The 24,802-nt window shown below is 62.6% G+C and carries 21 protein-coding genes; 8 read left to right on the top strand and 13 right to left on the bottom strand.

The window, feature by feature from the left end; genetic code table 11:
* Positions 1 to 88 precede the first annotated feature (88 nt).
* The 5 genes from JFT58_RS18915 to JFT58_RS18895 form a co-directional block, all read right to left on the bottom strand.
* A complete protein-coding gene (locus JFT58_RS18915; RefSeq protein ID WP_054898667.1) occupies positions 89 to 850 on the bottom strand; it encodes an energy transducer TonB in 762 nt (253 codons plus the stop codon).
* Positions 847 to 1,293: a protein TolR gene (gene tolR, locus JFT58_RS18910; RefSeq protein WP_054898666.1), complete on the bottom strand. Its 447-nt coding sequence runs from the start codon at positions 1,291 to 1,293 to the stop codon at positions 847 to 849. Before tolR ends, JFT58_RS18915 begins: the two co-directional genes overlap by 4 nt.
* 15 nt (positions 1,294 to 1,308) lie before the next feature.
* Positions 1,309 to 2,001 (bottom strand): protein TolQ, encoded by a 693-nt coding sequence (tolQ, locus tag JFT58_RS18905; RefSeq protein WP_054898665.1) that lies wholly within the window; start codon positions 1,999 to 2,001, stop codon positions 1,309 to 1,311.
* A 47-nt stretch (positions 2,002 to 2,048) separates the two neighbouring features.
* On the bottom strand, positions 2,049 to 3,914 hold the full coding sequence (locus JFT58_RS18900; protein ID WP_054898664.1) for a phytase: 1,866 nt from the start codon (positions 3,912 to 3,914) through the stop codon (positions 2,049 to 2,051).
* A 170-nt stretch (positions 3,915 to 4,084) separates the two neighbouring features.
* Positions 4,085 to 6,595, bottom strand: coding sequence for a TonB-dependent receptor (locus JFT58_RS18895; RefSeq protein WP_054898663.1), 2,511 nt, complete (start codon positions 6,593 to 6,595; stop codon positions 4,085 to 4,087).
* A gap of 757 nt (positions 6,596 to 7,352) precedes the next feature.
* Here JFT58_RS18895 and JFT58_RS18890 point away from each other — a divergent pair.
* Together JFT58_RS18890 and JFT58_RS18885 are read left to right on the top strand one after the other, a co-directional pair.
* Complete coding sequence (locus tag JFT58_RS18890; RefSeq protein ID WP_054898662.1) at positions 7,353 to 8,267, top strand: GGDEF domain-containing protein; 915 nt, start codon at positions 7,353 to 7,355, stop codon at positions 8,265 to 8,267.
* A 1-nt stretch (position 8,268) separates the two neighbouring features.
* On the top strand, positions 8,269 to 9,306 hold the full coding sequence (locus JFT58_RS18885; RefSeq protein WP_034127395.1) for an AraC family transcriptional regulator: 1,038 nt from the start codon (positions 8,269 to 8,271) through the stop codon (positions 9,304 to 9,306).
* Here the strand turns inward: JFT58_RS18885 and JFT58_RS18880 are convergent.
* From JFT58_RS18880 to JFT58_RS18860, 5 genes are all read right to left on the bottom strand, one after another.
* The gene (locus JFT58_RS18880) at positions 9,293 to 10,174 is read right to left on the bottom strand and encodes a LysR family transcriptional regulator (protein ID WP_054898661.1); all 882 of its coding nucleotides are present in this window, start codon (positions 10,172 to 10,174) and stop codon (positions 9,293 to 9,295) included. The genes JFT58_RS18885 and JFT58_RS18880 overlap by 14 nt on opposite strands.
* A 244-nt stretch (positions 10,175 to 10,418) precedes the next feature.
* A complete protein-coding gene (ycaC, locus tag JFT58_RS18875) occupies positions 10,419 to 11,036 on the bottom strand; it encodes an isochorismate family cysteine hydrolase YcaC (RefSeq protein WP_003191905.1) in 618 nt (205 codons plus the stop codon).
* 29 nt (positions 11,037 to 11,065) lie between these two features.
* Complete coding sequence (locus JFT58_RS18870; protein ID WP_057974876.1) at positions 11,066 to 12,904, bottom strand: amidohydrolase; 1,839 nt, start codon at positions 12,902 to 12,904, stop codon at positions 11,066 to 11,068.
* Positions 12,901 to 13,491 carry an antibiotic biosynthesis monooxygenase gene (locus JFT58_RS18865; protein ID WP_054898659.1) on the bottom strand — a complete coding sequence of 197 codons (591 nt, stop codon included), beginning with the start codon at positions 13,489 to 13,491 and terminating at the stop codon, positions 12,901 to 12,903. The genes JFT58_RS18870 and JFT58_RS18865 overlap by 4 nt, the downstream gene beginning before the upstream one ends.
* Before the next feature lie 204 nt (positions 13,492 to 13,695).
* A complete protein-coding gene (locus JFT58_RS18860; protein ID WP_003191909.1) occupies positions 13,696 to 14,604 on the bottom strand; it encodes a LysR family transcriptional regulator in 909 nt (302 codons plus the stop codon).
* Positions 14,605 to 14,809: 205 nt separating this feature from the next.
* Between JFT58_RS18860 and JFT58_RS18855 the strand changes: the two genes are divergently transcribed.
* Both JFT58_RS18855 and JFT58_RS18850 read left to right on the top strand, forming a co-directional pair.
* Positions 14,810 to 15,208, top strand: coding sequence for a helix-turn-helix domain-containing protein (locus JFT58_RS18855; RefSeq protein WP_034127392.1), 399 nt, complete (start codon positions 14,810 to 14,812; stop codon positions 15,206 to 15,208).
* Between the two features lie 58 nt (positions 15,209 to 15,266).
* A complete protein-coding gene (locus JFT58_RS18850) occupies positions 15,267 to 18,029 on the top strand; it encodes an ATP-binding protein (RefSeq protein ID WP_054898658.1) in 2,763 nt (920 codons plus the stop codon).
* Here JFT58_RS18850 and JFT58_RS18845 read toward each other — a convergent pair.
* Entirely contained in the window at positions 17,976 to 19,430 is a 1,455-nt protein-coding gene (locus JFT58_RS18845) for a winged helix-turn-helix domain-containing protein (RefSeq protein ID WP_054898657.1), read from the bottom strand. The genes JFT58_RS18850 and JFT58_RS18845 overlap by 54 nt on opposite strands.
* Before the next feature lie 150 nt (positions 19,431 to 19,580).
* The gene (locus JFT58_RS18840; RefSeq protein WP_054898656.1) at positions 19,581 to 20,531 is read right to left on the bottom strand and encodes a GlxA family transcriptional regulator; all 951 of its coding nucleotides are present in this window, start codon (positions 20,529 to 20,531) and stop codon (positions 19,581 to 19,583) included.
* 181 nt (positions 20,532 to 20,712) lie between these two features.
* On the opposite strand from JFT58_RS18840, the gene JFT58_RS18835 reads away from it, so the two are divergent.
* Both JFT58_RS18835 and JFT58_RS18830 read left to right on the top strand, forming a co-directional pair.
* Complete coding sequence (locus JFT58_RS18835) at positions 20,713 to 21,435, top strand: pirin family protein (protein ID WP_034127388.1); 723 nt, start codon at positions 20,713 to 20,715, stop codon at positions 21,433 to 21,435.
* A 145-nt stretch (positions 21,436 to 21,580) separates the two neighbouring features.
* Positions 21,581 to 21,928, top strand: a complete 348-nt coding sequence (locus JFT58_RS18830; RefSeq protein WP_072448803.1) for a hypothetical protein — start codon at positions 21,581 to 21,583, stop codon at positions 21,926 to 21,928.
* A gap of 109 nt (positions 21,929 to 22,037) precedes the next feature.
* Here JFT58_RS18830 and JFT58_RS18825 read toward each other — a convergent pair whose 3' ends face one another.
* Positions 22,038 to 22,508: an Lrp/AsnC family transcriptional regulator gene (locus JFT58_RS18825; protein ID WP_014718112.1), complete on the bottom strand. Its 471-nt coding sequence runs from the start codon at positions 22,506 to 22,508 to the stop codon at positions 22,038 to 22,040.
* Between the two features lie 123 nt (positions 22,509 to 22,631).
* Between JFT58_RS18825 and JFT58_RS18820 the strand changes: the two genes are divergently transcribed.
* Both JFT58_RS18820 and JFT58_RS18815 read left to right on the top strand, forming a co-directional pair.
* Positions 22,632 to 23,876 (top strand): methionine gamma-lyase, encoded by a 1,245-nt coding sequence (locus JFT58_RS18820; protein WP_103299654.1) that lies wholly within the window; start codon positions 22,632 to 22,634, stop codon positions 23,874 to 23,876.
* 229 nt (positions 23,877 to 24,105) lie between these two features.
* Positions 24,106 to 24,765 carry a helix-turn-helix transcriptional regulator gene (locus JFT58_RS18815; RefSeq protein WP_169918831.1) on the top strand — a complete coding sequence of 220 codons (660 nt, stop codon included), beginning with the start codon at positions 24,106 to 24,108 and terminating at the stop codon, positions 24,763 to 24,765.
* The last annotated feature ends 37 nt before the right edge of the window (positions 24,766 to 24,802 follow it).

The following is a 24,802-nucleotide window of genomic DNA, read 5'->3' as shown; positions in this document are numbered from 1 at the left end:
GGGGGGCCAGCCACTGAATATTCAACTGAGCCACCGCTATCGCCGGCAAGCCAGCTCCCACAGGTTTTGGGAAGGTGGCTGGAGAAGTTCATTTGATGCGGTAGTGGAAGGTGTTGCGCACTGCCGGTACGGCAACAGCTTTGCCATCGACGATTCTCGGCTGGTAGCGAAAAGTATTGGCCGCCGCCAATGAGGGCCTGATGAACAACGGGTGACAGCCTTCCAATACCTTGGGGTTTTCCACGTGCCCCTGGGTGTTGACGGTGTACTCCACCGAGCAGTCGCCTTCGATGTTCTTGTCCAGGGCGCGTTCGGGGTAGTCGGGGGCGGCCTTGCTCAAGGGTTGGTACTGGCGGCTGTCGAATGCAGGGGTAGGCGCAGGCACGGCGGCTCGGGCTTTTTCCGAAGCGGCACGCTCCTGACTCAGACGTTGCTGTTCCAACGCCCGATTGCGCTGCTCGGTCGCCATGCGCTGCTGTTGTTGCTCGAGTTTCTTTTCTTCAACCCGCTTGCGCGCCAGCGCGGCTTTCTCGAGCTTTTGCGCCTGCACCTGCGGATCAACCGTCGGCCTGGTCGGTACCGGGATGACAACAGGTTCTGCCAGCGCGGCAGCTACGGGCTCGGGTGTCGGCACAGGCGCCGGCGCCGGAGCGGGTAAAACCACCAACTGCGTGTGCATCACCCGCGGCGCATCCACCCCTGGTCGCTCCGTCGACCAGCCCAGCATCAACGCCACTGCCACCGCACCATGCAGCGCCACGGCCAGACTCGCTGCCAGGCTTTTACGCCATAAACCATCGCCGTTGGGCGCCAAGGCCAGTGCCGGACTGTGCATGATCATCGCCGTCATTGCGGGGCCTCGGTGACGAGCCCAAGATTGCTGACGCCGCCCTTCTGCAGCACCGCCATGGCCGCCACTACACGGCCATAACCTGCATTGTCGTCAGCACGGATATACACCTGGGTATCGCTGCGCGCCGCCACCACCTGCATGACCTTGGCGCTCATTTCTTCCAGGGTCACCGCGCTGTCGGTCTGCTGGAGCGTATCCAGCTCGCCACCCAGGTTCCAGTAGTAGCCACCGTCCGCCTTCACCGACAACGTCAGGATCTGCTGGCGCGTATCGGTGGCCAGCGCCTCGGCGGCGACCTTGGGTAGTTCGATCTTCACGCCCTGGGTGAGCATGGGCGCGGTGACCATGAAGATCACCAGCAGCACCAGCATCACGTCGATGTAGGGCACCACATTCATCTCGGCCTTGGGCCCGTGCTTGCGTTGCGGCCTGATCAACATCGCTTTGCTCCTTGTTCAGGCGGCCACGGCCAGGTTGTTCGAGGTACCGCGCAGTGTGCGGTGCAGGTGCACTTGCAGTTCATTGCCGAAAGCGTAGTAGCGTGTGAGCAGGGTCTGGCTGCGGGCCGCGAAACGGTTATAGGCGATCACTGCCGGAATCGCCGCAAACAGGCCAATGGCCGTAGCAATCAAGGCTTCTGCAATACCGGGTGCCACGGTCGATAGCGTGGCCTGTTGCACCTGCGACAAGCCGAGGAACGAATTCATGATGCCCCACACGGTCCCGAACAGGCCGATATAGGGGCTGACCGACCCCACCGTCGCCAGAAACTGCAAGCCCTTTTCCAGCTCCAGCTCCTGCTCGGTGATCGCTACCTGCAAGGCGCGCTCCACACCCTCGAGCACTGCCGGATCGTGGTGGTGCAGATGTTGGTATTCCTGCATGCCGGCAATGAAGATCGGCGCCACACCGCCCTCGCCCGCCTGCACGGTTTCGCGATACAAAGGTTGCAGGTCCGACACGACGCGAAAGCGCGCCAGGAAGCCGTTGAGCTGCCGTTCCAGACCACGCAGTACACTGCTGCGCTGAATGATCAGGTACCAGCTGAGCAAGGAAGCCAGCAGCAAAGTGACCATCACAGCCTTGACCAACAGGCTGGCGTCGCTGATCAAACTCCAGATCGTCATATGTTCCATCGTCGCGTGCATGGTAAAGCTCCTATTCGATTAAAAACGGATGACTGCGTGATGACAGCTCAGGGTAATTTCAACGCGCGGCTCACCTCGGCCCAGGGCACGAACTTGAAGTTCTGGGCTTGCTCGGGCATGCGCTTGCGCCCGTCCTGCACCACCAGCATGCCCTGGCTCCATGGCCCACCGAGGTTGACGGCAGTGACCTCCAGGCCATCGGTTTCCGAGGCGCCATCAATGCCTGCGGCCGCATTGAGGCCAACGCGCAAGGCGCCGTGCACAGCGAATGGCGGCTCGGCGTCCAGCACCAGATAGCTGTCATTGCCTTGGCTGGAGATCACCAGGTAATCCCGCGCGGGGCTTTGATACAGCGCCAGGCCTTCGACATCTGCGTGCAGTTGCGGGCCGACTTTGATCACCGGAGTGAGCGTGGCCGGTTGGTCGGCACGGGCATCCATCGCCCACACGCCGACATCTTCCTCACCGATAAACAAGCGTTGACGCTGGTCATCAGCCACACAGCCCTCGGGCTGGCTGTCGACCTTGAACTGACGCACCAACTCGCCCTGCACACGGCCAGCCGGTGCACTCAGGCGGTATTGCAGGAAGGTGCCATCCTTGTCATTGGCGAACGCGTAGAGCTCACCGCTGGCGGGCTGGTACAGGCAGATGCCGTAGATGTCCTTGAGTGGCGTGGGGACCTCACCGGCTTCAAGCAACTCGCCGCTCTGGCGGTCGATGCTGAACAGGCTCAGGCTATTGCGGTCGCGATTACTCGCCACGGCCAGGTCGACGGTGTGCGTACCGAGTTTGAAGCCAGGGCGTATGTCGACATTGTTCAGGCGCCCCACTGCCAGCTCCTGCAGCAGCTTGCCGTCGAGATCGTAGGCCAACAGGCCCTGTTTCTTGTTGGTCCCCAGCACGCGACTTTTGGCCGGCGTTTCAGGGTGAACCCAGATGGCCGGGTCATCCGCAGCGTCGCCTTGGCGACCCACGGGTTCGGTCTGGCGCAGTGCGGCGACTTGCGCAAGTATCGGCGCAACCGGCACCGGCGTGGCTTGCCAGTCAAGGCGGCCCTGATAGAGCTGCTCGCTGTCGTCGTCCCGCACCAGCACCTGCCGGCCCTGTATCACCAACTGCTCCGGTTCCTTGAGGCCCGGCAAGGCCAGGCTGGGTTGCTCAACCCAACGTTCCCCGACTTGCTGGAACAGGTGCAATTGCGCGGTTTTCGAGTCCAACGCGAGCATCCCGCCCGGCACCAGTGCCATGGCGCCTGCTTCGCGCTGGGGATCGTAGAACAGCGCCACGGGCGTGCGCTTCACCTCGGCTTCCGGGTGCGCCGGGTAGGCCCACCAGCCGACGTTTTGCTCGTTCACCACCAATCGCTCGGCCGCATCATCCACTTGGCAGTATTGCGCCGATGGCGGCAGTGGCAGGTTGCGAACACGCTGCGCCTGGGCCAACAGCGTCGAACCATTGCCCACCAGCCACTGCTCGCCCTTGCCCTCTTCACCGACCAGAAACACAAACAGGTTGGCAGCCGAATCGCGATAGAGGCACAGGCTATTTACCGCGAAGTCGCGGGTCGGCAGGTACTGCGGCGTACCCCAGGTTTTGCCGGCGCCATCGAGACCGATCAGCAAGGCCTGCTGGCGGTCGTTGTCGAGGCTGGCGATCAGCGATTGAGTGCCGGCAGTGCGTGTGTCGAGGCTGCTGAAACGGCCTTTGAAGCGCGCCAGTTCGGCGCCGTTATCGTCGAGCAGCAGCAGGCCGTCGCGGGCACTGGCGGCCACGCGCTGGGTGCCGCCGGGCAGGAAGGCCACGGCTTGGGCGTTCAGGCTGGGTGCCCACGGGGTCAACGGTAGGTCAGTGGCGAACGCATTGGCGCTGCTAACCAGTACGACCAGCAGGCACAGCTTGGAAATTCTCATGAACAGACAATCCTTCGAAAACAATGGAGATCCCGTTTGGGAGGGCTTGCCCTGATGCCCTGTAGGAGCGAGCTTGCTCGCGAAAAACTCCCAGGCGCCGCATTCATTCAGGCGCCCCGCGTCATCGTTGAAGTTTTTCGCGAGCAAGCTCGCTCCTACAGGGGCCAGGGTTAGAAATGGGTGAAGGTCAGGCCCAACTTGTAGGTGGGGCCGTACTCTTCGTACTGGCCGTTGTAGCTACGGTGGCCGGTGTAGACGAAGTACGACTCGTCGGTGAGGTTCTGTGCCTCGAAGCTGACCTGCAGGTTCTTGGTCAGTGAGTAGCGCGCACTGAAATCAACGAAGGTTTGCGCGTCGACGTGCAGGTCATGGGCCTTGTCATTGATCGACGCCAACTCATACAAATAGGCCGATTTGTAATTGGCCGACAGGCGCAGGCTGAGGGTGTCGTCTTCCCAGCCGAGCATCAGGTTGCCGACCGTGTCCGACTGGTTGGGCAGGCTGATGTTGCGCTTGCGATTGCGCCCACTGGCACTGTCGAAGCCCTCGATGTCCGCGCTGGAACGGCTGAAGGTGCTGTTGGCACCGATCATCAGGCCGTTCCATGGCGCAGGCAGCCAGTCGAACTTCTGTGAGTAGGCCAGTTCCAGGCCATACAGTTTGGCGCTGTCGCCGTTGGCAAAGGTGTGCGCCTCGGCGAAGTTGGCCCAGGCACCGGTACCAGCCACGTCGGTGTTGTAGACGAAGTTCTGGACGTCTTTGTAGAACACGAAGGCCGACACGGTACCGGCACGGCCCATGAAATGCTCGATGCCCAGGTCCAGGTTGCTCGATTCCAGAGGCTTGAGGTCCGGGTTGCCGAACGTGGCCTCGTCATCGTCGATCACAAAACCCGGGGCCAGTTGGCCAAAGGTCGGACGCACCACCGATTTGGTCCAGGCGGCGCGCACTTGGGTGTTCTTGTCAATCTGGTAGCGCGCATGCAGGCCCGGCAGCCAGTGGTGATAACGGCGCTTGGTCTCGGTGGCGCTGAACTGGCCGTCCGTGGCACCGGTGCCCTTGGCTTCGAACTCGGTACCCTCGTAACGCATACCGGCGATGAAGCGCCAGTCGTCAATATCGACGGTGTTCATCAGGTAGCCGGCATTGATGTCTTCGCGGATGGTGAAGTCGTTGACAGTGGATTCGGTCGGGTCATAGAAGTCATCGCGATTGAGGCCGCCGATCAACTGACGGATATTGCCCGCGCTGATACCTGGGCCAAAGCGGCCGAGGCGGTAGTCGACGTTGCCCTTCTGGAACTGCGTTAGGTTGAGTTGTTCATCGCTCAAGCCCTGTTCATCCAGGTCCTTGTAGACCCAGGCCTCCAGGTCATTGTCCTTGTGGCGCCGGCTGACCTTGCCGCCGAACTTGAACTGGGATGCGTAACCGCTGAGGTCATAGTCGCGGGCCAGGTCCAGGCGCAGGTTCTTCTCGGTGTCCTGGGTGTGCTGTTTTTCCCAGTCGACTTTGTCCAGGCTGAAATTGGCGGGGTCGTAGAAACCGCTACCAACGAGCGGGCGCGGCTTGGCCGTGTCGTAGAAGCCGCTGTCGGCAAAGTCACCGCCGTCGAAGGTCGCACCGGCAATATGCCCCGGGCTGTCTTCACTGGAACGGCTGTAACCGGCCTGGCCGCTCAAGGTCCACAGGCCGAGCATGCGTTCACCGCCCACTACGTAGGACTGGATTTGCTGGGTTTCCTCGCGGTTCTTGAGCTTGCGTTTGCCCTCGGCGTCGCCCAATTCGCCGGGCGCTTGCGGGTCTGCAAACTCGAGGCTGGCAGCGTTGCGGGTTTCGGTGTCCTTGTAGCGACTGTAGAGGGTGCGCAGGTAGTAGCTGCTGAGGTCATCGGGCTTGTAATCGAAGTTAAGGCCACCACCCGCGCGTTCACGGCTGATGTCGTAGTCGCGCTGCTCGAATTCGTTGAGCCGGGCGCCGTTGCTGAAGTCCCAGGCGCCGCCGGTTTCGACGTTGTCCGAGCCGAAATCACGCTTCTGCCAACTGAGGGCCGCGGCCACGCCAAAGTTGTCGATACCGTCGCCGAGGCTGAACCGGTTACTGGCGGCGCCGGAGAATTTGGGGCTGGTCTGGTGCGTGTTCTTGTCGTAGCTGGCCTCGGTGCTGCCGGTATAGAACAGGCCCTTGTGGTCGAACGCCGAAAGGCTTTTCACATCGACGGTGCCGCCGAGGGAGTTGGCGTCCATGTCCGGTGTGAGCGTCTTGATCACGGACAGCGACTGCACCAACTCCGAAGGCAGAACATCGAGGGCCACGGCGCGGCGCTCGCTCTCGGGGGATGGCACCAGGGTGCCGTTGATGGTCACGCTGTTGAGGTCCGGGCCCAGGCCGCGCACGCTGACAAAGCGGCCTTCGCCCTGGTCACGTTCAACGCTGATGCCCGGCAAGCGCTGCACCGCCTCGGCAACGTTCTCATCCGGCAACTGGGCGACGCCGTCGGCATGCACCACGCTCTTGATACTGTCGGAAGAGCGCTGCTCCTTGAGGGCGCTGTCGATCGCAGCGGCTTGGCCGACCACATCGACATGCTCGGTGGCCGCTTCCGCGGCGTTGAGCCGCTCGCAGGCTATCGCCAGAGCCAAGGCGGTAAGCGTAAAGCTGACGAGCCCGGTGCGCTTGTACATGAAACCCTCCCCAAGAATCCGTTGGCGCCAGGCAAGGGGCCCGGCAACTGGGAGGGCACGCTAGGGATGGGGCGTGACGGTTCTGTGACAGGGTTGCGGGAAGAGCCTGTCAAAGCGGGGTTTACAGGCTTCTGGAGGGTACAAATGAGCTGAAATGACCTCACTCAACCTGTGGGAGCTGGCTTGCCGGCGAAGGCGGCGGTTCGATCGACAGAGAAGTCGAATGTGCCGCTCAGGTAACCACGATGCGAAGCGAGCCGCTCTTGATCTTGATCTTGCTCTTGATCTGCTTTTGATCTCAGGCGCCCCGTCAAACCACGCTGGCCGGAATTCGACAGGGATTTGGGGGGTAAACCGGCAGGGATGCCGGTTTAGCCGCCCCGCGCCATGGATGGCGCGTGGCGGCGGCCCCCCAAATCACTGGCGGATTACGGGCACACCGAGCCTGGGCGAGGTGCCGAGTGGTGGGGCAAGAGCCCTTTTGGTTACTTTTGGGGCTCTTTTCCAAAAGTGACCCGCTGTAAGAGCGGAACCCTAAGTGGCCGTTACCGCAGGAAGGGATATGTACTCGGTCTGACACCCTGTGTCGACTGTCAGGCCGCTATCGCAGGCAAGCCAGCTCCCACATGGGTTCCATGTTCAGCTGAAAAATGTGCCAAGGGCATGAGCTGATTCGACCCTCCCCGCCCGTCATCCAACCGTCACATCCATCTGCTGTGCTGGCGCCCATTACTCATTTGCCCAAGGACCCGTGGCCATGTTTTCCGTGCTCAAACCCCACCGCTGGAAACTCGCATTGCTCCTGATCGCCGCCAACCTCGGACTGATCCTGCACCTGGCCTGCGGCGAGCTCAAAAGCGTCAGCGAATGGGTGTGGCTGGATATCATCGGCGAAGGCGGTTCGGCGCTGCTCGCGCTGATCTGGCTGGGCCTGGTATTGAAAAGCCGCCCCGCCGGACGGGTCACCCAATACCTGGCGCTGGGGCTGTCGTGCATCTTTTTTTCCTGGTGGATCGACAGCCTCGACGAATTCATCCGCCTGCCTGACAGCATCTCCTGGGATCACTGGCTGGAGTCAGGGCCAATGCCGGTGGGCATGATCCTGCTGACGATTGGCATTTATCACTGGCACCACGAACAACTGGCGATCAGCGCACAGATGGAAAAACGCGAGCGGTTGTTTCGCGAGCATCGGCTGTTCGACAAACTCACGCCCCTGGCCGGTGCCGACTACCTCAAGCGCCAACTCGCCGACAGCCTGCGTGACAGCCAAGCGCAGCAACAACCACTGTCGTTGTTGGCCCTGGACCTGGACAACTTCGCCACCATCAACCAGGCCTACGGGCATGCCGAGGGTGATGCGGTGCTACAGGCGGTCAGCCATGTGCTGCTGCTCAACCTGCGCCGCCAGGACCTGTTGTGCCGCCTGGCGGGCGATCGTTTTGTGGTGCTGCTGCCCAACACCGGCGAGCGCCAGGCCCAGGGCCTGGCGCTGGAGTTGCAACACGCGGTGCAGAGCCTCGCCCACAAGAGCCGGCAACAGGGCGAACGCCTGCAACTGACGGCGACCACGGCGGTGGTGATGGCCTTGCAAGAGTCACCCCACGAGCTGCTCAAACGGCTGAATATGGGCCTGGCCCGGGCCAAGCAACCCCTTGCGAAAAGTGCCTGAAATGGCCGTGAAAACCAGCTGGTATGAAAACGACAGCCGCTTCATCCCCGGTCACTATCAACCCGCCACGTTGATCGACCTGGGCTTGTCCCGGGACATCGACAGCCATCGCCTACTGCGCGGCACCGGCCTGTTCCACGAAGACATCCTGGCCGGCAATGCGCGGTTGAGCCCGCAGCAGTTCCTGGGTTTGATCGGCAACAGCCGCAAACTGCTGGATGCCGATGACAGCAGTTTCCTGTTTGGCCAACGCCTGCTGCCCGGCTACTACGGCGCCGCCAGTCATGCGCTGGGGCATGCACAGAACCTTCATCAGGCCCTGGATATCCTGATCCAGCAACAAGTGCTGCTCAGCCCGCTGGCCACGCTGCAACTGGAGCTGGATGAGCACCACGCTTACCTGTATTGGTTGGACAGTTGCGGCGCCGGCGAACACTGGCGCTTTCTGCTCGAAGCCAGCATGACTTCACTGGTTGCCATGAGCCAATGGCTCAGCGGCCAGCGCTTGCCGTGGGTGTGCAGCTTCAGCCACGCCGAACCTCGGTATGTCGAGCAATACTGGGTGCATCTGGGCGAACACACGCGCTTCGAACGCCCTCTGAACATGATGTGCCTCCCCCGTGAATACCTCACCCACACCTGGCCGGGTGCTTCGGCCACGGCGGGCCAGGTCGCGCGCCAGCAAGCCCTTGAACAAATCGAGCAACTGGGCTTTGCCACAAGTTTTCTGGACTGCCTCGATGCCTACCTGCGCGAACACGTGCGCCAGCCACCAAGCCTGGAACAGGCCGCCCACACCTTCGCCATGAGCCCGGCCACGCTAAAGCGCAAGTTGCAACGGCACGACACCGGTTTTCAGCAACAGGTCGACCGGGTGCGCAAGCATGTGGCGTTGCACCTGTACCAGGCCAAGGGGTGGAGTAACGAGCAAGTAGCGGCGTACCTGAATTTCAACGATGCGGCGAATTTTCGGCGCTCGTTCAAGCGGTGGACGGGCAGCACGCCCAACCTGATCCGCCAACTGTTCAGCAGCCGCTAGCCAGGCGTTCGCGCAGGAACTCCACCAGCGCTTGCACCGGGCGTGAACTCTGGCGGTGCTGCGGGTACACCGCCGACAGGGTCAAGGCCTCAGGAGCGAAGTCCTCCAGTACCTTGACCAGACGCCCATCCTTCAAGGCCTCGCTGACAATGAACGTCGGTAGGTAGGTAACGCCCAAACCGGCTATCGCGGTATCGCGCAGCAGGTCACCGTTGTTGACGCGCATGCGCCCACTGACGCTCAACGCTTGCACCTTGCCTTTGAAACGCCATTGCACCTGACGGCCGTGGCCGTAAGGCAGGCAGTCGTGCGTGGCTAAATCCTCGGGTTTCAATGGCGTACCCCGCAGCGCCAGGTAGTCGGGGCTGGCGCAATACACCCGCTCGATAGCGGCGATCCGCCGGGCGATCAGGGTGGAGTCTTCCAGGGTGCCGATGCGCAGCACCAGGTCGTAGCCTTCGCCGATCAAGTCCACCGGGCGGTCGCTCAGGTCGACTTCAACGCAGACCTGCGGATGCTGGCGCAGGAACAACGGCAACAGGCAACCCAGGTGCGCCATGGCGAACGACAAGGGTGCACTGAGGCGAATGGTGCCGCGGGGTTCGCTGTTCTGGCCGGCGATGCCTTGCTCCACTTGCTCCACCTCACCGAGCAGGCGCAAGGCCGACTCGTAGTAACTCTGGCCCAGCGGCGTGACGTCCAGGCGCCGTGTGGAGCGGTTGAGCAGGCGTACGCCCAGGCGGTCTTCCAGTTGGATCAGGCGGCGGCTGACGAATTGCTTGGACAAGCCCAATTGCTCGGCGGCGGCAGTGAAACTGCCGGATTCCATGACCTGGCAGAACAGGCGCATGTCTTCGAAGGGGTTCATTGTCGCTTCTCAGGGGACGATAGGCTGTTTTATAGCCCGTCAGTGGTCACACCACAAACCAAAATGTGAACACCATCAAATGTTGGAGCTGTGTCAGGCGCTGATGTTGTGGGCAATATAAACCCATGTGGGAGCTGGCTTGCCTGCGATAGCGGTGTATCAGCCAGCAATACTGTTGACTGATGCATCGCAATCGCGGGCAAGCCCAGCTCCCACAGGGTTTTGCGGTGTTTTACAGAGCAGGTTACTTGGCAGCGAACGCCGAGTAGCTGTTCATCAGGTTGCGGTAGTTGGGAATGCGCGGCGAAAGCAGGTTGGCCAGGCCTTCCATATCGTTGCGCCAGTCCACTTGCAGCTCGCAGGCCACGGAGAACCAGTTGACCAGTTGCGCACCGGCGGCGGTCATACGCGCCCAGGCGGCTTGTTGCACGGTTTCGTTGAAGGTGCCGGAAGCGTCGGTGACCACGAAAACCTCGAAGCCTTCGTCAAGGGCACACAGGGTCGGGAATGCCACGCACACGTCGGTCACCACACCGGCAATGATGATCTGCTTGCGGCCGGTCGCCTTGACGGCCTTGACGAAATCTTCGTTGTCCCATGCGTTGATCTGGCCAGGGCGCGGAATGTACGGCGCGTCGGGGAACAGTTCTTTGAGCTCAGGCACCAGCGGGCCGTTGGGGCCGCTTTCAAAGCTGGTGGTCAGGATGGTCGGCAGGTTGAAGAACTTCGCCACGTCGGCCAGGGCCAGCACGTTGTTCTTGAACTCGTTGGGGGAGAAATCCTGCACCAGGGAGATCAGGCCGGTCTGGTGATCAACCAACAGCACAACAGCATCGTCTTTGTTCAAGCGCTTGTAAGTCATGGGTAACTCCTTTGGGGATGGGGTGTTTTTCAAAAAGCAAAGCAGGAGCAGCCGAACGCCCCCCAGAAACCCTGGAAGTCGCTGACCGGCACGCTGGAAAGGCGCGCTTTTTCATGGCTGTGGGCATGCACGCCACAGGGGCCGCTGCACTGGTGAACCTGGGCCTGCATCGGCGACGTCGGGCGCCAGTGCCCTGGCACCTTGACCACCGGCGACCAGTCGGGCAGCACCGGTACTCGTGGCGGTGCGAAATCTTCGAAGTCGCCAGCGCCGTACACGACCTTGCCGCCGACCACTGTCAGCACCGACTCGATCCACTTGATAGCTTCTTCCTCGACACTGAAAAAGTCCGCCGACAACGCGGCGACATCCGCCAATTGACCGACCTTGATCTGGCCTTTCTTGCCCTGCTCGGACGAGAACCAGGCGCTGCCGTGGGTGAACAGCTCCAATGCGGTAAGGCGCGGCAAGCCCTCGGCGTGCAGCTCCAGGCCACCGACGGTACGGCCGCTGACCATCCAGTACAGCGAGGTCCAGGGGTTGTAGCTCGACACGCGGGTGGCATCGGTGCCCGCCCCAACCGGCACGCCTTCGGCCAGCATGCGCTTGATCGGCGGTGTGGCTTCGGCGGCCTTGGCGCCGTAGCGCTCGACAAAGTATTCGCCCTGGAACGCCATGCGATCCTGAATCGCAATACCGCCACCGAGGGCACGCACACGTTCGATGTTTTTCGGGGTGATGGTTTCGGCGTGGTCGAAGAACCACGGCAAGCCATTGAACGGAATATCGCGGTTGACCTTCTCGAACACGTCAAGCATGCGCGAGATGGACTCGTCGTAAGTGGCGTGCAGACGGAACGGCCAGCGCTGTTCCACCAGGTGGCGCACCACCGGTTCCAGCTCCTGTTCCATGGTCAGCGGCAGGTCCGGGCGGGGCTCGAGGAAGTCTTCAAAGTCCGCCGCCGAGAACACCAGCATTTCGCCGGCCCCGTTATGGCGCAGGTAGTCATCGCCCTGATGCAGGGTGACGCTGCCGGTCCAGTTCTTGAAATCGCTGAGCTCTTCCTTGGGCTTCTGGGTGAACAGGTTGTAGGCGATGCGCACCGTCAACTGTTGATCCTTGGCCAGTTGCTCGATCACCGCGTAGTCATCGGGGTAGTTCTGGAAGCCGCCGCCGGCATCGATGGCGCTGGTCAGGCCCAGGCGATTGAGTTCCCGCATGAACTGGCGGGTGGAGTTGACCTGGTATTCCAAAGGCAGTTTCGGGCCCTTGGCCAAGGTCGCATACAGGATCATCGCGTTAGGCCGCGCCACCAGCATGCCGGTGGGGTTGCCGTTGCTGTCGCGCACGATCTCACCGCCCGGCGGGTTCGGCGTGTCCTTGGTGTAGCCCGCCACCCGCAGGGCTGCGCGGTTGAGCAAGGCGCGGTCGTACAAGTGCAGCACGAACACCGGGGTGTCCGGGGCGGCCTGGTTGAGTTCTTCCAGGGTGGGCATGCGCTTTTCGGCGAACTGGAATTCGTTCCAACCGCCCACCACGCGTACCCATTGCGGCGTGGGCGTGCGGTCGGCCTGGTCCTTGAGCATGCGCAAGGCATCGGCCAGGGACGGCACGCCTTCCCAGCGCAGTTCAAGGTTGTAGTTCAACCCGCCACGAATCAGGTGCAAGTGCGAGTCGTTGAGGCCGGGAATTACGGTGCGGCCCTTGAGGTCGATGACCTGGGTGCCGCTGCCGCGCAGGGCCATGGCTTCGCCGTCGGTACCCACGGCGACAAAGCGCCCTTGGTGGATGGCCACGGCGGTGGCGCGTGGGTTTTCCCGGTCCACGGTGTGGAACTGGCCATTGAACAGAATCAGATCGGCGTTCATAGGGTTTCCTTTACAGAGGCTTCAAGCCAGGGAGCGAACAGGCGGGTGGCCGCCGGCATCAGCAGGTACACCACCAGCAACACGATGGTCAGGGTGACCAGGAAGGTGGAGACCACGTAATTGGACAGAAACGGGTGCAACCGCAGGATCGGCCCCCAGATAAACGGCAGCAGCAGGGTTTGCGGCAGGATCACAAACAGGCTGACCACCGCCTGCTTCCAGCGCGGCGGCTTGGCACCACCCTCGGCCTGGGGCGTGAACCAGAATTCATTGGCCGCGCCGATTTCCGTCTGGTCGCCGTCCGCCAGCATCGGCGCGGCTTCGTCGATCAGGGCCTGGCGTTGCGGGGAGCCGAGCCACAGCTCAAGGGCGCTGGTGGAGCTATAGCGCAGCACGCAAGTGAACAGCGCCATGCCGTTTTGCTGGCTGCGCACCACGTCAACACCAAGGTGCCCAGGGCGTTCGCCCGCGATGCGCACGATGCGGCGCAACCAGGCTTCGTACTCGACTTCAAAACCGGGTTTGACCCGGTGCTTGACGACCAGGGTGACGACTTCGTCGGGGCCGGTGTTGGTGGTTGAATCCATGGCTGAGTGCTTCCCCGGAGTATTGAGCGATGGGGAGAGTCTGGCGGCTTGGCGGCTGGGGAGAATTGGATGTATGTGCTGTTTGGCTTGTTGCAGGAGCGGGCTTGCGCGCAAAAAACGTCAACGATAACCCCTACTTTCTGAATAAACGTGGCGCCTGGGAGTTTTTCGCGAGCAAGCTCGCTCCTGCAATGGCCGGCAAATCTATGTGGCCCGCGCCATATGCTCCGCAATCCTGCCCCTCAGCCACCGCTCCGCCGGGTCGTTGTCATGCACCCCGCTCCACACCATCGACAGCTCCGCAGCATCAATCGCAAACGGCGGGTCCTCGGCGCGCAGGCGTGTGCCTTCGGTCAACGCGCACGCGGCGTAATCCGGCACGGTCGCGATAATCTGCGTCCCCGCCAGCAACGCCCGTAACCCGCTGAACTGCGGCACCGCCAGTACCACGCGGCGCGAGCGGCCGATGCGGGCCAGGTCCAGGTCGATATTGCCGCTCAGGTCACCGGAGAACGACACCATTGCATGGGGCCTGGCGCAGTAATCATCCAGGGTCAGCGGCGCCTCGCCGTCATCGCCGCGCAGGACCTTGCAGGGGATATCGCGCAGTTTCTTGCGCTTGGCATTGGCCGGCAGATCGGTGGTGTAGCTGACCCCCACGGAGATTTCACCGCTGGCCAGCAGCGAAGGCATCAACAGGTAATTGGCGCGGCGCACCACCACGATGATGCCTGGCGCTTCTTCGCGCAGGCGGCTGAGTAACGACGGAAACAGCCCGAACTCCGCATCATCGGACAGGCCGATACGAAACACCGCGCAGCTGGTGGAGGGGTCGAAATCCTTGGCGCGGCTGACGGCGCCCGAGATGGTGTCCATGGCAGGTTGCAGCTCCTTGAGTATCGCCAGTGCGCGCGCCGTGGGTTCCATGGCACGGCCGTTACGCAGCAGCAACGGGTCGTCGAACAAATCGCGCAAACGGCCCAGCGCGGCGCTCACTGCCGGTTGGCCGATAAACAGTTTTTCGGCGACTCGGGTCAGGTTTTTCTCGAACATCAAGGCTTCGAAAATCACCAGCAGGTTCATATCGACGCGGCGCAGATCGTTGCGGTTCATGGGCGCTATCCAAACGTTTTCCAGGGGGCCAGGGAAGCATGCACTGCACGCCTGGGATTGCATAGCTGTGCTGTCTTTTCCGGCACCGCACCTGGCGAAATTAACAACGATTAACTCGTCAGCCAGGCGCTCCGGCAACAAGATGAAGCGCGTCTACACTGCACCCATCCACCGGGAACGTTCCCATCGACTGCGGATATTTGTCATGGCCCGACTCGAGCAATATTCCCCCCGGTTGCCCGCCACCGGTGGCCTGTGCCCCCGGCGCGAGCGCATCGCCAAGCAACTGATCCTCGCCAACCTCGGCGAAAGCCTGGCGATCGCCGACCTGGCCCAGGCCTGCGCCTTGTCGCGCAGCCATTTTTCCCGCGCCTTCAAGTGCACCACCGGGCTGTCGCCCCAGGAATGGATTCGCCAGCAACGCATCCAGCGCGCCAAGGAACTGATTACCGGCTCGTCCCTGAGCCTCACCCAGATCAGCCTGGAATGTGGCTTTTGCGACCAGGCGCACTTCTGCCATATGTTCACCCGCAGCGAAGGCGTCAACCCGATGACCTGGCGAAATCACCACTCGCGCAGCAAACCTGATGTGATCGCTGCCTAGTGGTCTGCACGTACCTGGAATATGCTGGTCGCTCCCTTCCTCCAGAACCTGGGCAGCCATGAATGACTTGAGCGACCAGGCCGTGCATTTCGGCCCCTACCGCATCCACCCGCGCCAGCGCCTGGTGCTGGAGGCCGGCCGCCCGCTGCGCCTGGGGCGGCGGGCGGTGGACATTCTGCTGATCCTGCTGGAGCACGCCGGCAATGTGGTGAGCAAACAGGAGTTGATCGCAAGGGTCTGGCCCAAAAGCGTGGTGGAAGACGGCAACCTGCGGGTGCACATGGCTGCGTTGCGCAAGGCACTGGGCGACGGCCAGGCCGGGCAGCGCTATATCGTCACGGTCGCCCAGCGCGGCTACAGTTTTGTTGCGCCACTGAGCATCGAACCCATGACGCTGCCCACCGACGGTGCGCCCCAACGCCCCAGCCATAACCTGCCCCTGCGGCGCACGCGCATGATCGGCCGCCAAGCGCTGATCGACGCCCTGGTACAACAACTGCCGCAGCAGCGCTTTATCACCCTGACCGGCGCCGGAGGCATCGGCAAGACCACCGTCGCCCTGCGGGTCGCGGAATTGCTGATCGGGCATTACCGCGACGGTATTCACCTGCTGGACCTGGCGCCGCTCAGTGCCGCGTCCATGATCCTGCCCAACCTCGCCGCCCTGCTCGGCCTGACACCGGGCGAGAATGCCTCCCTGGCCAGCCTCGCCCGCAGTCTGCAGGCACGCCAGATGCTGCTGGTGATCGACAACTGCGAGCACCTGCTCGACGACATCGCCCTGATCAGTGAAACCCTGCTGCGCCATGCACCGCACCTGCACATCCTCACCACCAGCCGCGAAGCCCTGCGCGCCGAAGGTGAATATGTGCAGCGCCTTGAGCCGCTGGCCTGCCCGCCCGCCACCGGCAACCGCGCCCAGGCCCTGGGTTACCCGGCCATGCAATTGCTGATCGAGCGCGCCATGTCCCACCAGGAGAGCTTTGCCCTCAGCGACGCTGAACTGCCCCTGGCGATTGATATCTGCCAGCGCCTGGACGGCATTCCCCTGGCGATCGAACTGGTGGCCGCGCAAATCGAACGGTTTGGTTTGCCGGGCCTGCTGGTGCAGATGGAAGACAACTTTCGGCTGCTGACCCGCGGCCGACGCAGTGCCCTGCCCCGCCAGCAGACCCTGCGCGCCACGCTCGACTGGAGCTTTGACCTGCTAACGGCGTGCGAGCAAATCTGCCTGCGCCGCCTGGCGGTCTTCCGTGGCGGCTTCAGCCTGGTCAGCGCAGCGGCGGTGATCGCCGGGGAGCAAGTGGCCCCCGCCGAAGTGCTGGGCTCCATTACGCAACTGGTGGCCAAGTCGTTGTTGAACGTGGAAGCAAGCGATGACGAGATGGTCTATCGCCTGCTGGACATCACCCGCACCTACGCCCTGGAAAAGCTCAGCCAGGCCTGCGAACTGCATGCCACACGAGAGCGCCACGCTGCACGCTGCCTGGCGCTGATGGAACAGGCCCAAGGCGACTGGGACCTGATCGCCACACAGCCGTGGATCGACCGTTACGCACCGCTGCGCGAAGACGTGCGTGCCGCCCTCGACTGGGGCTTTGCTGACGACGGTGCGCAGCTGCTGGCTATCCGCCTGACGGTCAGCGCGATGCCGCTGTGGCAAGAGTTGTCGTTGCTGCGTGAGCACGGCGGCTATGTGGACCAGGCGCTGGCGCTGATCGGCCAGGTCACCGCGCCCTGCACGCAATTGACCCTGCAACTGCAATTGGCCCTGGGCAGCCTCTCCTACCACGCCATGGGCGCCGCACCTCGGACCATTGCGGCATTCGAGGGTGCCGCACGCCTGGCCGAGACAACCCAGGACCTTGGCGGCCAGTTGCGGGCGGTCTCCGGGCTGATGGCGGTGAACCTGTGCGCCGGGCGCTACGGCCCAGCGCAGGCGCTGAGTGTGCAGTTTGAACGCCTCGACCCACGCACCGAGCCGTTGCTGGGCCTTAGCGCGCAGCGGCTGCGTGCGCTGGGTCAGCATTACACCGGCAACCAGACGCTCGCCCGGCACCACGCCGAGCAGGTGCTGCAGCGCATGTCCCAAAGCGGTCACGTGAACCGCTTTGCCTTCGGGGTTGGCGTGCAGTACGACCAGGGCGTCGCCTCCTTGACCGTGCTGGCGCGAATCCTGTGGTTGCAGGGCTTTCCCGAGCGCGCCTGGCGCACCGCCAGTCAGGCTTTGGAGTTGGCGCTACAGATCAACCACGGCACCTCGATTTGCTACACCCTGGCCCTGGCTGGGGTGGTGATCGCCCGCTACAACGGCGCCGAAGACGACGCCCAAGCCCTGCAAAGGCTGCTGCTGGAGCAGTCGCACAAGCATTCTGTGCAGTTGTTCCAGACCTGGGCCGGACATTACGCCGGTATTCTTGGCCAACCGGATTGGCAGGGCCTGGGTCTGATCCAAGACACCTTGATCACCTTCGGCACCCATGCCGTGGATGCACCAACCCTGGAACGTGCGCGCAGTGGCGCTGCGGGCTGGTGCGCCCCGGAGATTCTGCGGGTGTACGCCTTGCAGCTAGAGGATGAGCACACCACTGAAACCCTGCTGCTGGAGGCGCTGGGCCTGGCGCACCAGCAAGGCGCCCTGGCCTGGGAGCTGCGCTGCGGCGCAGCCCTGGCGCAACTGTGGCAACAGCAGGGGCGCATTCAGCTCGCCAGGGACTTGCTCAGTTCAATCCACGCACGTTTCAGCGAAGGCTTCGCCACTCAGGATCTACTGCGCGTGCGCTGCCTGCTCGACGAGTTGCAGGACAAACGGCCGGCCTGAGAACGCCCCCAGGCAAGGCGCGTAGCCCTGCTGCAAACGCGCGACCTGACGCGGGTCGCGCAGTTGCCCCAGGGCGTAGCTGCGCACACAGTTGAGCAGCCGATAGCGCGCCGGGCCCAGGCCGGGCTCGACGCTCAGCAGCGAGACGTTGACCAGGCGCGCCAGCAGGTAAGACAGGTCGGCATGTTCGAGCTCGGTACCGGTCACCAGGTCACTCAGGGTGGGTAAGGTGACTGCCATCTTGAACAGACTCAATTGCAGAAACAGCCAGCACTCCGGCAGGCTCAAGCGCTCGTAGCTCCAATCCAGGGCCGCGGTCAGTGAGCGATGGCGCTCCACTGCCGTGCGGCGCCCACGGGCCAGCACTTGCAAGCCTGTGCGTACTTGCATCTGCACACCGCCGATGCCCAACGCATCCACCTGGGCGGCCGCCAATTCCAGGGCCAACGGCAGGCCGTCCAGACGCCGACACAGGTCGCCCAGCGGCGCCAGGTCCTGGGGCCGCAAATCAAACCCCTGCTGATTGGCACGCGCGCGCGCCACGAACAGTTGCACCGCAGGACAGGCCATCGCCTGCTCGACATTGGCCAACGCCTTTGGCGACGGCACTGCCAGCCGAGGCACACGTACTATCCACTCGCCAGGGGCCAGCAAGGCTTCGCGACTGGTGATCAGCACGCTGATGCCCGGCGCCGCCTCGCGCAGCGCACGCATCAGTTGTCGACACGCGCCCAGCAGCAGGTCAGCGCCGTCGAGTACCAGCAACACGTGGCGCGAGGCCAGGCGCCGGCCCAGTTCGTTGAGGCTCGCGGGCGTCGAATGCAACTGCAACACCCTGGCCAGGCTACCGAGCAGTTCGCTCGGGGTTTGCACAACGGCCATGTCGACCCACCATACGCCGTCGCGATAACGCGGCAATACCCGCTCGGCCAGGGCCAGGGCCAGCGTGCTCTTGCCAATGCCGGCCACGCCGGTGAGGGTCAATAACCGCTGCACAGGCAACCGTCGCGCCAGCACGCCCACCAGTTCATCTCGCCCCCACACCGGGCTGAGCCGTGCAGCCAGGTTGTGCTGAGGCAGCAGCGTCGGCAGCGCGTCCTGCGCAGGCGCAGCGAAGCAGTAACCGCGCTGGGGGTGATTGAGGATCCAGCGTTGGCCGTCAAGGGCACGACGCAGCGCGGCGATATGCACACGCAGGTTGCTGTCTTCAACGACGCTGTTGGGCCACACCCGTTCGATCAGGGTCGCCTTGCTGACGAAGTGCCCGGGCGCTTCGAGCAGTACCGCGAGAATATCCAAGGCTCGCCCGCCCAGTGGCACCGGCCAGCCCGCCTTGCTGACCAGGCGCTGCTGCCGATGAAAGGTGTAGGGGCCAAAGCTCACCGCCGTAGCATTTTGCATGTCCGTCACAGCGCTGAAACACCCGTGCTTGAGTGCCTGCGCATCCTTTTTCCATGGGCTCGACGCTATCTTGCCAGTTGGCGATGACAGGACAATGCTGGCACGGGGAGCGATACGGACAATCGGGTGCCTGAGACGGACATGGTGTCGTTAACTGAACTGTTGTCGGTATTGGGTAGGGTTCAGCCCGAGCTTTTCGCTGAACAGAAAACGCATATGCCGCACGCTGCCAAAGCCTGCGTGGAAGGCCACGGTCTTGAGCGGCAGGTCGGTGGTTTCCAGCAGGTGCCGGGCCCGGTCGATGCGCGCGCCCTGCAGGAACGCCATGGGCGTCATCTGCACGTCCTTGGCGAACAGCCGCGCGAAGTGGCGTGCGCTCATTCCGGCCAACTCAGCCATGGACTCGATGGTAAAGGGTTGATCCAGATGCGCCAGGACGTGGTTCTGCACGCGGGTGATCGGAGTTTCCTGAGGCGCCACGGCGGCAGTCATCGGGCTGAACTGGGCCTGGCCGCCCTGGCGCTTCATCACCACCAGCAGCACTTTGGCCACATCCACCGCCACTTGCTTGCCATGGTCCTGGGCCACGACCGACAGGGCCAGGTCGATACCCGCAGTGACGCCGCCAGAGGTAATCAGCCGCCCGTCCTGCAAATAGATGCGATCGGTCTCGACGATGGCGCCGGGAAACGCCTTGATCAACCGCTCGGTGTAGTGCCAATGGGTGGTCACGCGGTGCCCGTCGAGCAAACCTGCGTGGCCGAGCACAAAAGCGCCGGTGCAGATCGAGCCAAAACGCCGAGCCCGTGGCGCCGCAGCTTTGAGCCAGGGCAACAACGCGGGGTGGCATTCGTTATAGGCGCCGGGGCCGCCCGGCACCAACAGCAGGTCATAAGCCGCCTGGGCCTGTTCCAACAGCAGGTCGGTCTGCACGCTCACGCCATTGGAGGCCTGCAACGGACCGGGCTCAGTGCCGATGGTCAGGATCTGGTAGTGGTCGGCCGCCGGCAGGTAGCGGTTGGCAATCGAAAACACTTCCAGCGGCCCGGCCATGTCGAGCAGCAGGAAGTCCGGGAACAGCGCCATGGCCACGGTTTTCATAAGCGGGAAATGTCCATCGAGAAGGAGTGCGACGGGCATTATGGCACGACTTTGACTGTCAACTTCAAAGAGACAGTTATTCTATTTTCATCTTCTTAATCAATCATTCGTTAACCATTAACCTTCTTCTCAACGCAAGCGCTCTGCATCTCGCAGCCCGCGCTCACTTGAGGACTGGACCATGCTGACCCTTCGCAAAGCTTCCGAACGCGGCGCCGCCAATCACGGTTGGTTGAAGTCGTTCCACACCTTCTCTTTCGCCAACTACTGGAACCCCAAGGAACAGGGTTTTTCCGACCTGCTGGTGATCAACGACGACCGCGTCGCCGCAGGCAAAGGCTTCGGCCAGCACCCGCACCGTGACATGGAGATCTTCTCCTACGTGCTCGAAGGCGCGCTGGAACACAAGGACACCCTGGGCACCGGCTCGGTGATCCGCCCCGGCGATGTGCAACTGATGAGCGCGGGCAGCGGCGTAGCCCACAGTGAGTTCAACCACAGCCAGCGTCATGGCGTGCACTTCCTGCAAATCTGGATCGTGCCCAACGAAGCAGGCGCCAAGCCGCGCTATCAGCAGGAGCACTTCACAGAAGCGCAAAAACGCGGGCGTTTGCAGTTGATCATCTCGCCGGAGGGCGCCAACGGTTCGCTGAAAGTGCGCCAGGACGCACGGGTGTATGCCGGGCTGTTCGACGCTGACGAAAGTGCCCGCCTGGAGCTGGCACCGGATCGCTACGCCTACATCCATGTGGCGCGCGGCAGCGTTGAACTCAACGGCCAGCGCTTGCAGGAAGGCGACGGTGTACGCGTACGGGACGAACGCCAGATCCGCCTGAGCCACGGCGAAGACGCTGAAGTACTGGTGTTTGACCTGCGCCCCAACGAACTGCCGCAAATGCCATGACGGCCGCAGTGATGGTCCCGCCAGCGGGACCATCGTTGGCATCGATAGTCACCATCAGCGCAATGAAGTTCTCTAAAAAAATGCAACGCGTAACATCAAACCCATGCCAAACGGCACCCAACTAAAACACTCGGAGCACATCATCATGAAACGCCAACTCTTGCTTAGCCTCGCTTTCTCGGTACTCGCTGCAAACGCTTTTGCCCACCCGGTTGTCGCTGAAGGCGGCGCGGATCGCCTGATAGAAACCCGTGTTGCCGAAGGTGGCGCGGATCGTCTGCAAGAACGTGGTTTGGCTGAAGGTGGTGCTGATCGCTTGCAGGAAAGTGGTCTGGCTGAAGGCGGTGCTGATCGCTTGCAGGAACGTGGCCTGGCTGAAGGCGGTGCCGATCGCCTGCAGGAACGTGGCCTGGCTGAAGGCGGTGCTGATCGTCTGCAGGAACGTGGCCTGGCTGAAGGCGGTGCCGAGCGTCTGCTGAGCACCCACGTATAACCCCGCACTGTTGGCGGCCCCCCCCAAACCGGCCTGATCAGCCGGTTTTTTTTCGTCTTCGATTTGCCTGGGTATCCACACGATGTCGACTGAAGCGCTAAGCCGTGCCTCAACCCGGCAGCGGAATTACCCGCAGCGGCCTTACCGACTTGTAGGAAAAACTCGAATAGATCTCCTTGACGCAAGGCAAGGTCTGCAAGACCTCTCGGGCAAATTCACCGAACGATTCCAGGTCCTTGGCCACCACTTCCAGCAAAAAATCATAGCGCCCAGAGACGTTATGGCACGCCACAATTTCTGGGATGGCCAACAGACGTTGCTCGAACGCCCGGGCAATTTCCTGGGTGTGGCTTTCCATCATGATGCTGACGAACGCGGTCACCCCGTAGCCCAGTGCCTTGGGCGAGAGAATCGCCTGGTAGCCACTGATCACCCCACTTTCTTCCAGGGTGCGCACCCGACGCCAGCACGGTGAAGTGGTGAGCGCCACCCGCTCGGCCAACTCGGCCACGGTCAGGCGGGCATTGCCCTGCAACGCGTTCAAAAGGGCTTTATCGGTGCGGTCCAGCTTGATGGGCATAACGTGCCTCTAATCATTATTTTTATCGGTGTTTGATCCACAAACGCAGGTTTTTCCGGGCTTTTTTGCAAGGTTCATCCGTGGTTATGAGCATAGCATTGTAGGAAATAAGGAGCGCCCGACATGCACAATAAACACACCACATTCGGCTTTTCCACCCGTGCCATACACCACGGCTATGACGCCCAGGACCACCACGGCGCACTCGTCCCGCCGATCTATCTGTCTGCGACCTTCGCCTTTCCCACCGTCGAATACGGCGCCGCCTGCTTTGCCGGCGAAGCCAGCGGCCACTTCTATACGCGCATTTCCAACCCGACCCTGGCCCTGCTGGAGTCACGCATGGCCAGCCTGGAAAACGGCGAGGCCGCCGTGGCGTTCAGCTCCGGCATGGGCGCGATTGCCGCGACGTTCTGGACTCTGTTGCGCCCGGGCGACGAGATCATCGTCAGCCAGACGCTCTATGGTTGTACGTTCGCCCTGCTGCACCACGGCCTGAGCGAATTCGGCATCAAGGTGCGGCATGTCGACCTGACCGACCTCACCGCCCTGCAAGCAGCGTTCTCCCCGGCCACCCGCATGCTCTACTGCGAGACCCCGGCCAACCCCAACCTGCGCCTGATCGACATCGCCGCCGTGGCCGAACTGGCCCATCAGCAGCCAAATGTCACCGTGGTGGTCGATAACACTTATTGCACCCCCTATCTGCAACGTCCCCTGGAACTGGGTGCCGATGTGGTGGTGCACTCGGCCACCAAATACCTCAGTGGCCACGGCGACATTACCGCAGGCATCGCGGTGAGCAACCAGGCCCTGGCGCAGCGCATTCGCCTGCAAGGGCTCAAGGACCTGACCGGCGCGGTGATGTCGCCCCAGGACGCCGCATTGCTGATGCGCGGCCTCAAGACCCTGGGCCTGCGCATGGACCGCCATTGCAGCAACGCCCAAGCGGTGGCCGAGGCGCTGCAGGCGCACCCTGCGGTGCAGTGGGTAACCTACCCCGGTCTGCGTTCTTTCCCACAATACGAACTGGCAAACCGGCAAATGAAACTGCCCGGCGGCATGATCGCCTTTGAACTCAAGGGCGGCCTCGAAACCGGCCAGCGCTTCATGAACGCACTGCAACTGTTCACCCGCGCAGTCAGCCTGGGGGATGCCGAATCACTGGCCCAACACCCGGCGAGCATGACCCACTCCACCTACACGCCCGAACAACGGGCGCAGCACGGTATCAGCGAGGGGCTGGTGCGTTTGTCGGTGGGGCTTGAAGACGTTGCCGACCTGCTGGCCGATATCCATCAGGCCCTGGCCAAGTGCAGCGCTGCCAACCTGCGGCCCATTGCGACAGCGGCGTATGCGATGAAATAGCGTCCAACCCCATGGGTTATGCGGTGCCTGGGCGGCGGTCGGAAGGATCCGACTGCCGCTCTGCCTGTTTAATGTTTTTTTTCGCAGATTGGATCCCCCTCCTTTAGCCAGGCTGTACTAGCATGTCAGCGGCGGGACGCACTATCACTGCAGGTTATTCACATTAGTTACCTTCTTAACCCCCGTCGCTATAAGGCCCAATACCTGCACGAAACTCATGGACGAATTGATGAACTCACACCTGTTCCCACAGATAGGCAAGGTCATCGCCAGCACCGGCAGCCGCCATTTCCCACGCATGCTGCATGACCTGATCCTTACCCAATTGGCAGTGGACGCCACCCATATCACCCAATTGCAAGTCAGCCGCGAAGGCCTTGGCCGCCGCAAGATCAGCCCGGTGTACACCGATTCGGTGGCGGCTCTGGGCAGCGAGCAACTCGCCGCACAACTGCACCTCACGCGCCGCAAGGACGATGTGCGCTATGTACTGTCGGTGTATCGCTCGCACCCGTCCGACAGCTTTTCCGCGCAAGAGCGCAGCATGCTCCAGGACTTCTCCACGCTGTTGCTGCCCATGGTGGAAAAACACATCACCGCGCTGCAGCCATCGCTCCCGGACAGCCCGTGCGCAGTGCCTCAACCCCAGGGCATCGACACCTTGCGCCGACGCATCCAGGAGCGCCTGCTGCAATCGGGGCTGACCTTGTCCAACCGTGAACTGGAAGTGTGCGTAGGCCTGCTGGCCGGGCGCACCGCGCCGGAGTTGGCCGAGCAATTGGCGTTGAAGGTCAACACTATCGAGAGCTACCTCAAGCGTGCGGCGATCAAGTTGGGGATCAGCGGACGGCACTCGTTGTTGCGGTGGATGTACTCGACCGAAGACTAAGATCGTTCCCACGCTCCGCGTGGGAATGGATCCCGTG

Source organism: Pseudomonas sp. MF6767 (genome assembly GCF_016405475.1).
Lineage (GTDB): Bacteria > Pseudomonadota > Gammaproteobacteria > Pseudomonadales > Pseudomonadaceae > Aquipseudomonas > Aquipseudomonas paracarnis.
Note: the sequence above shows the minus strand (reverse complement) of the source record. Positions and strands in the feature narration are given on the sequence as shown.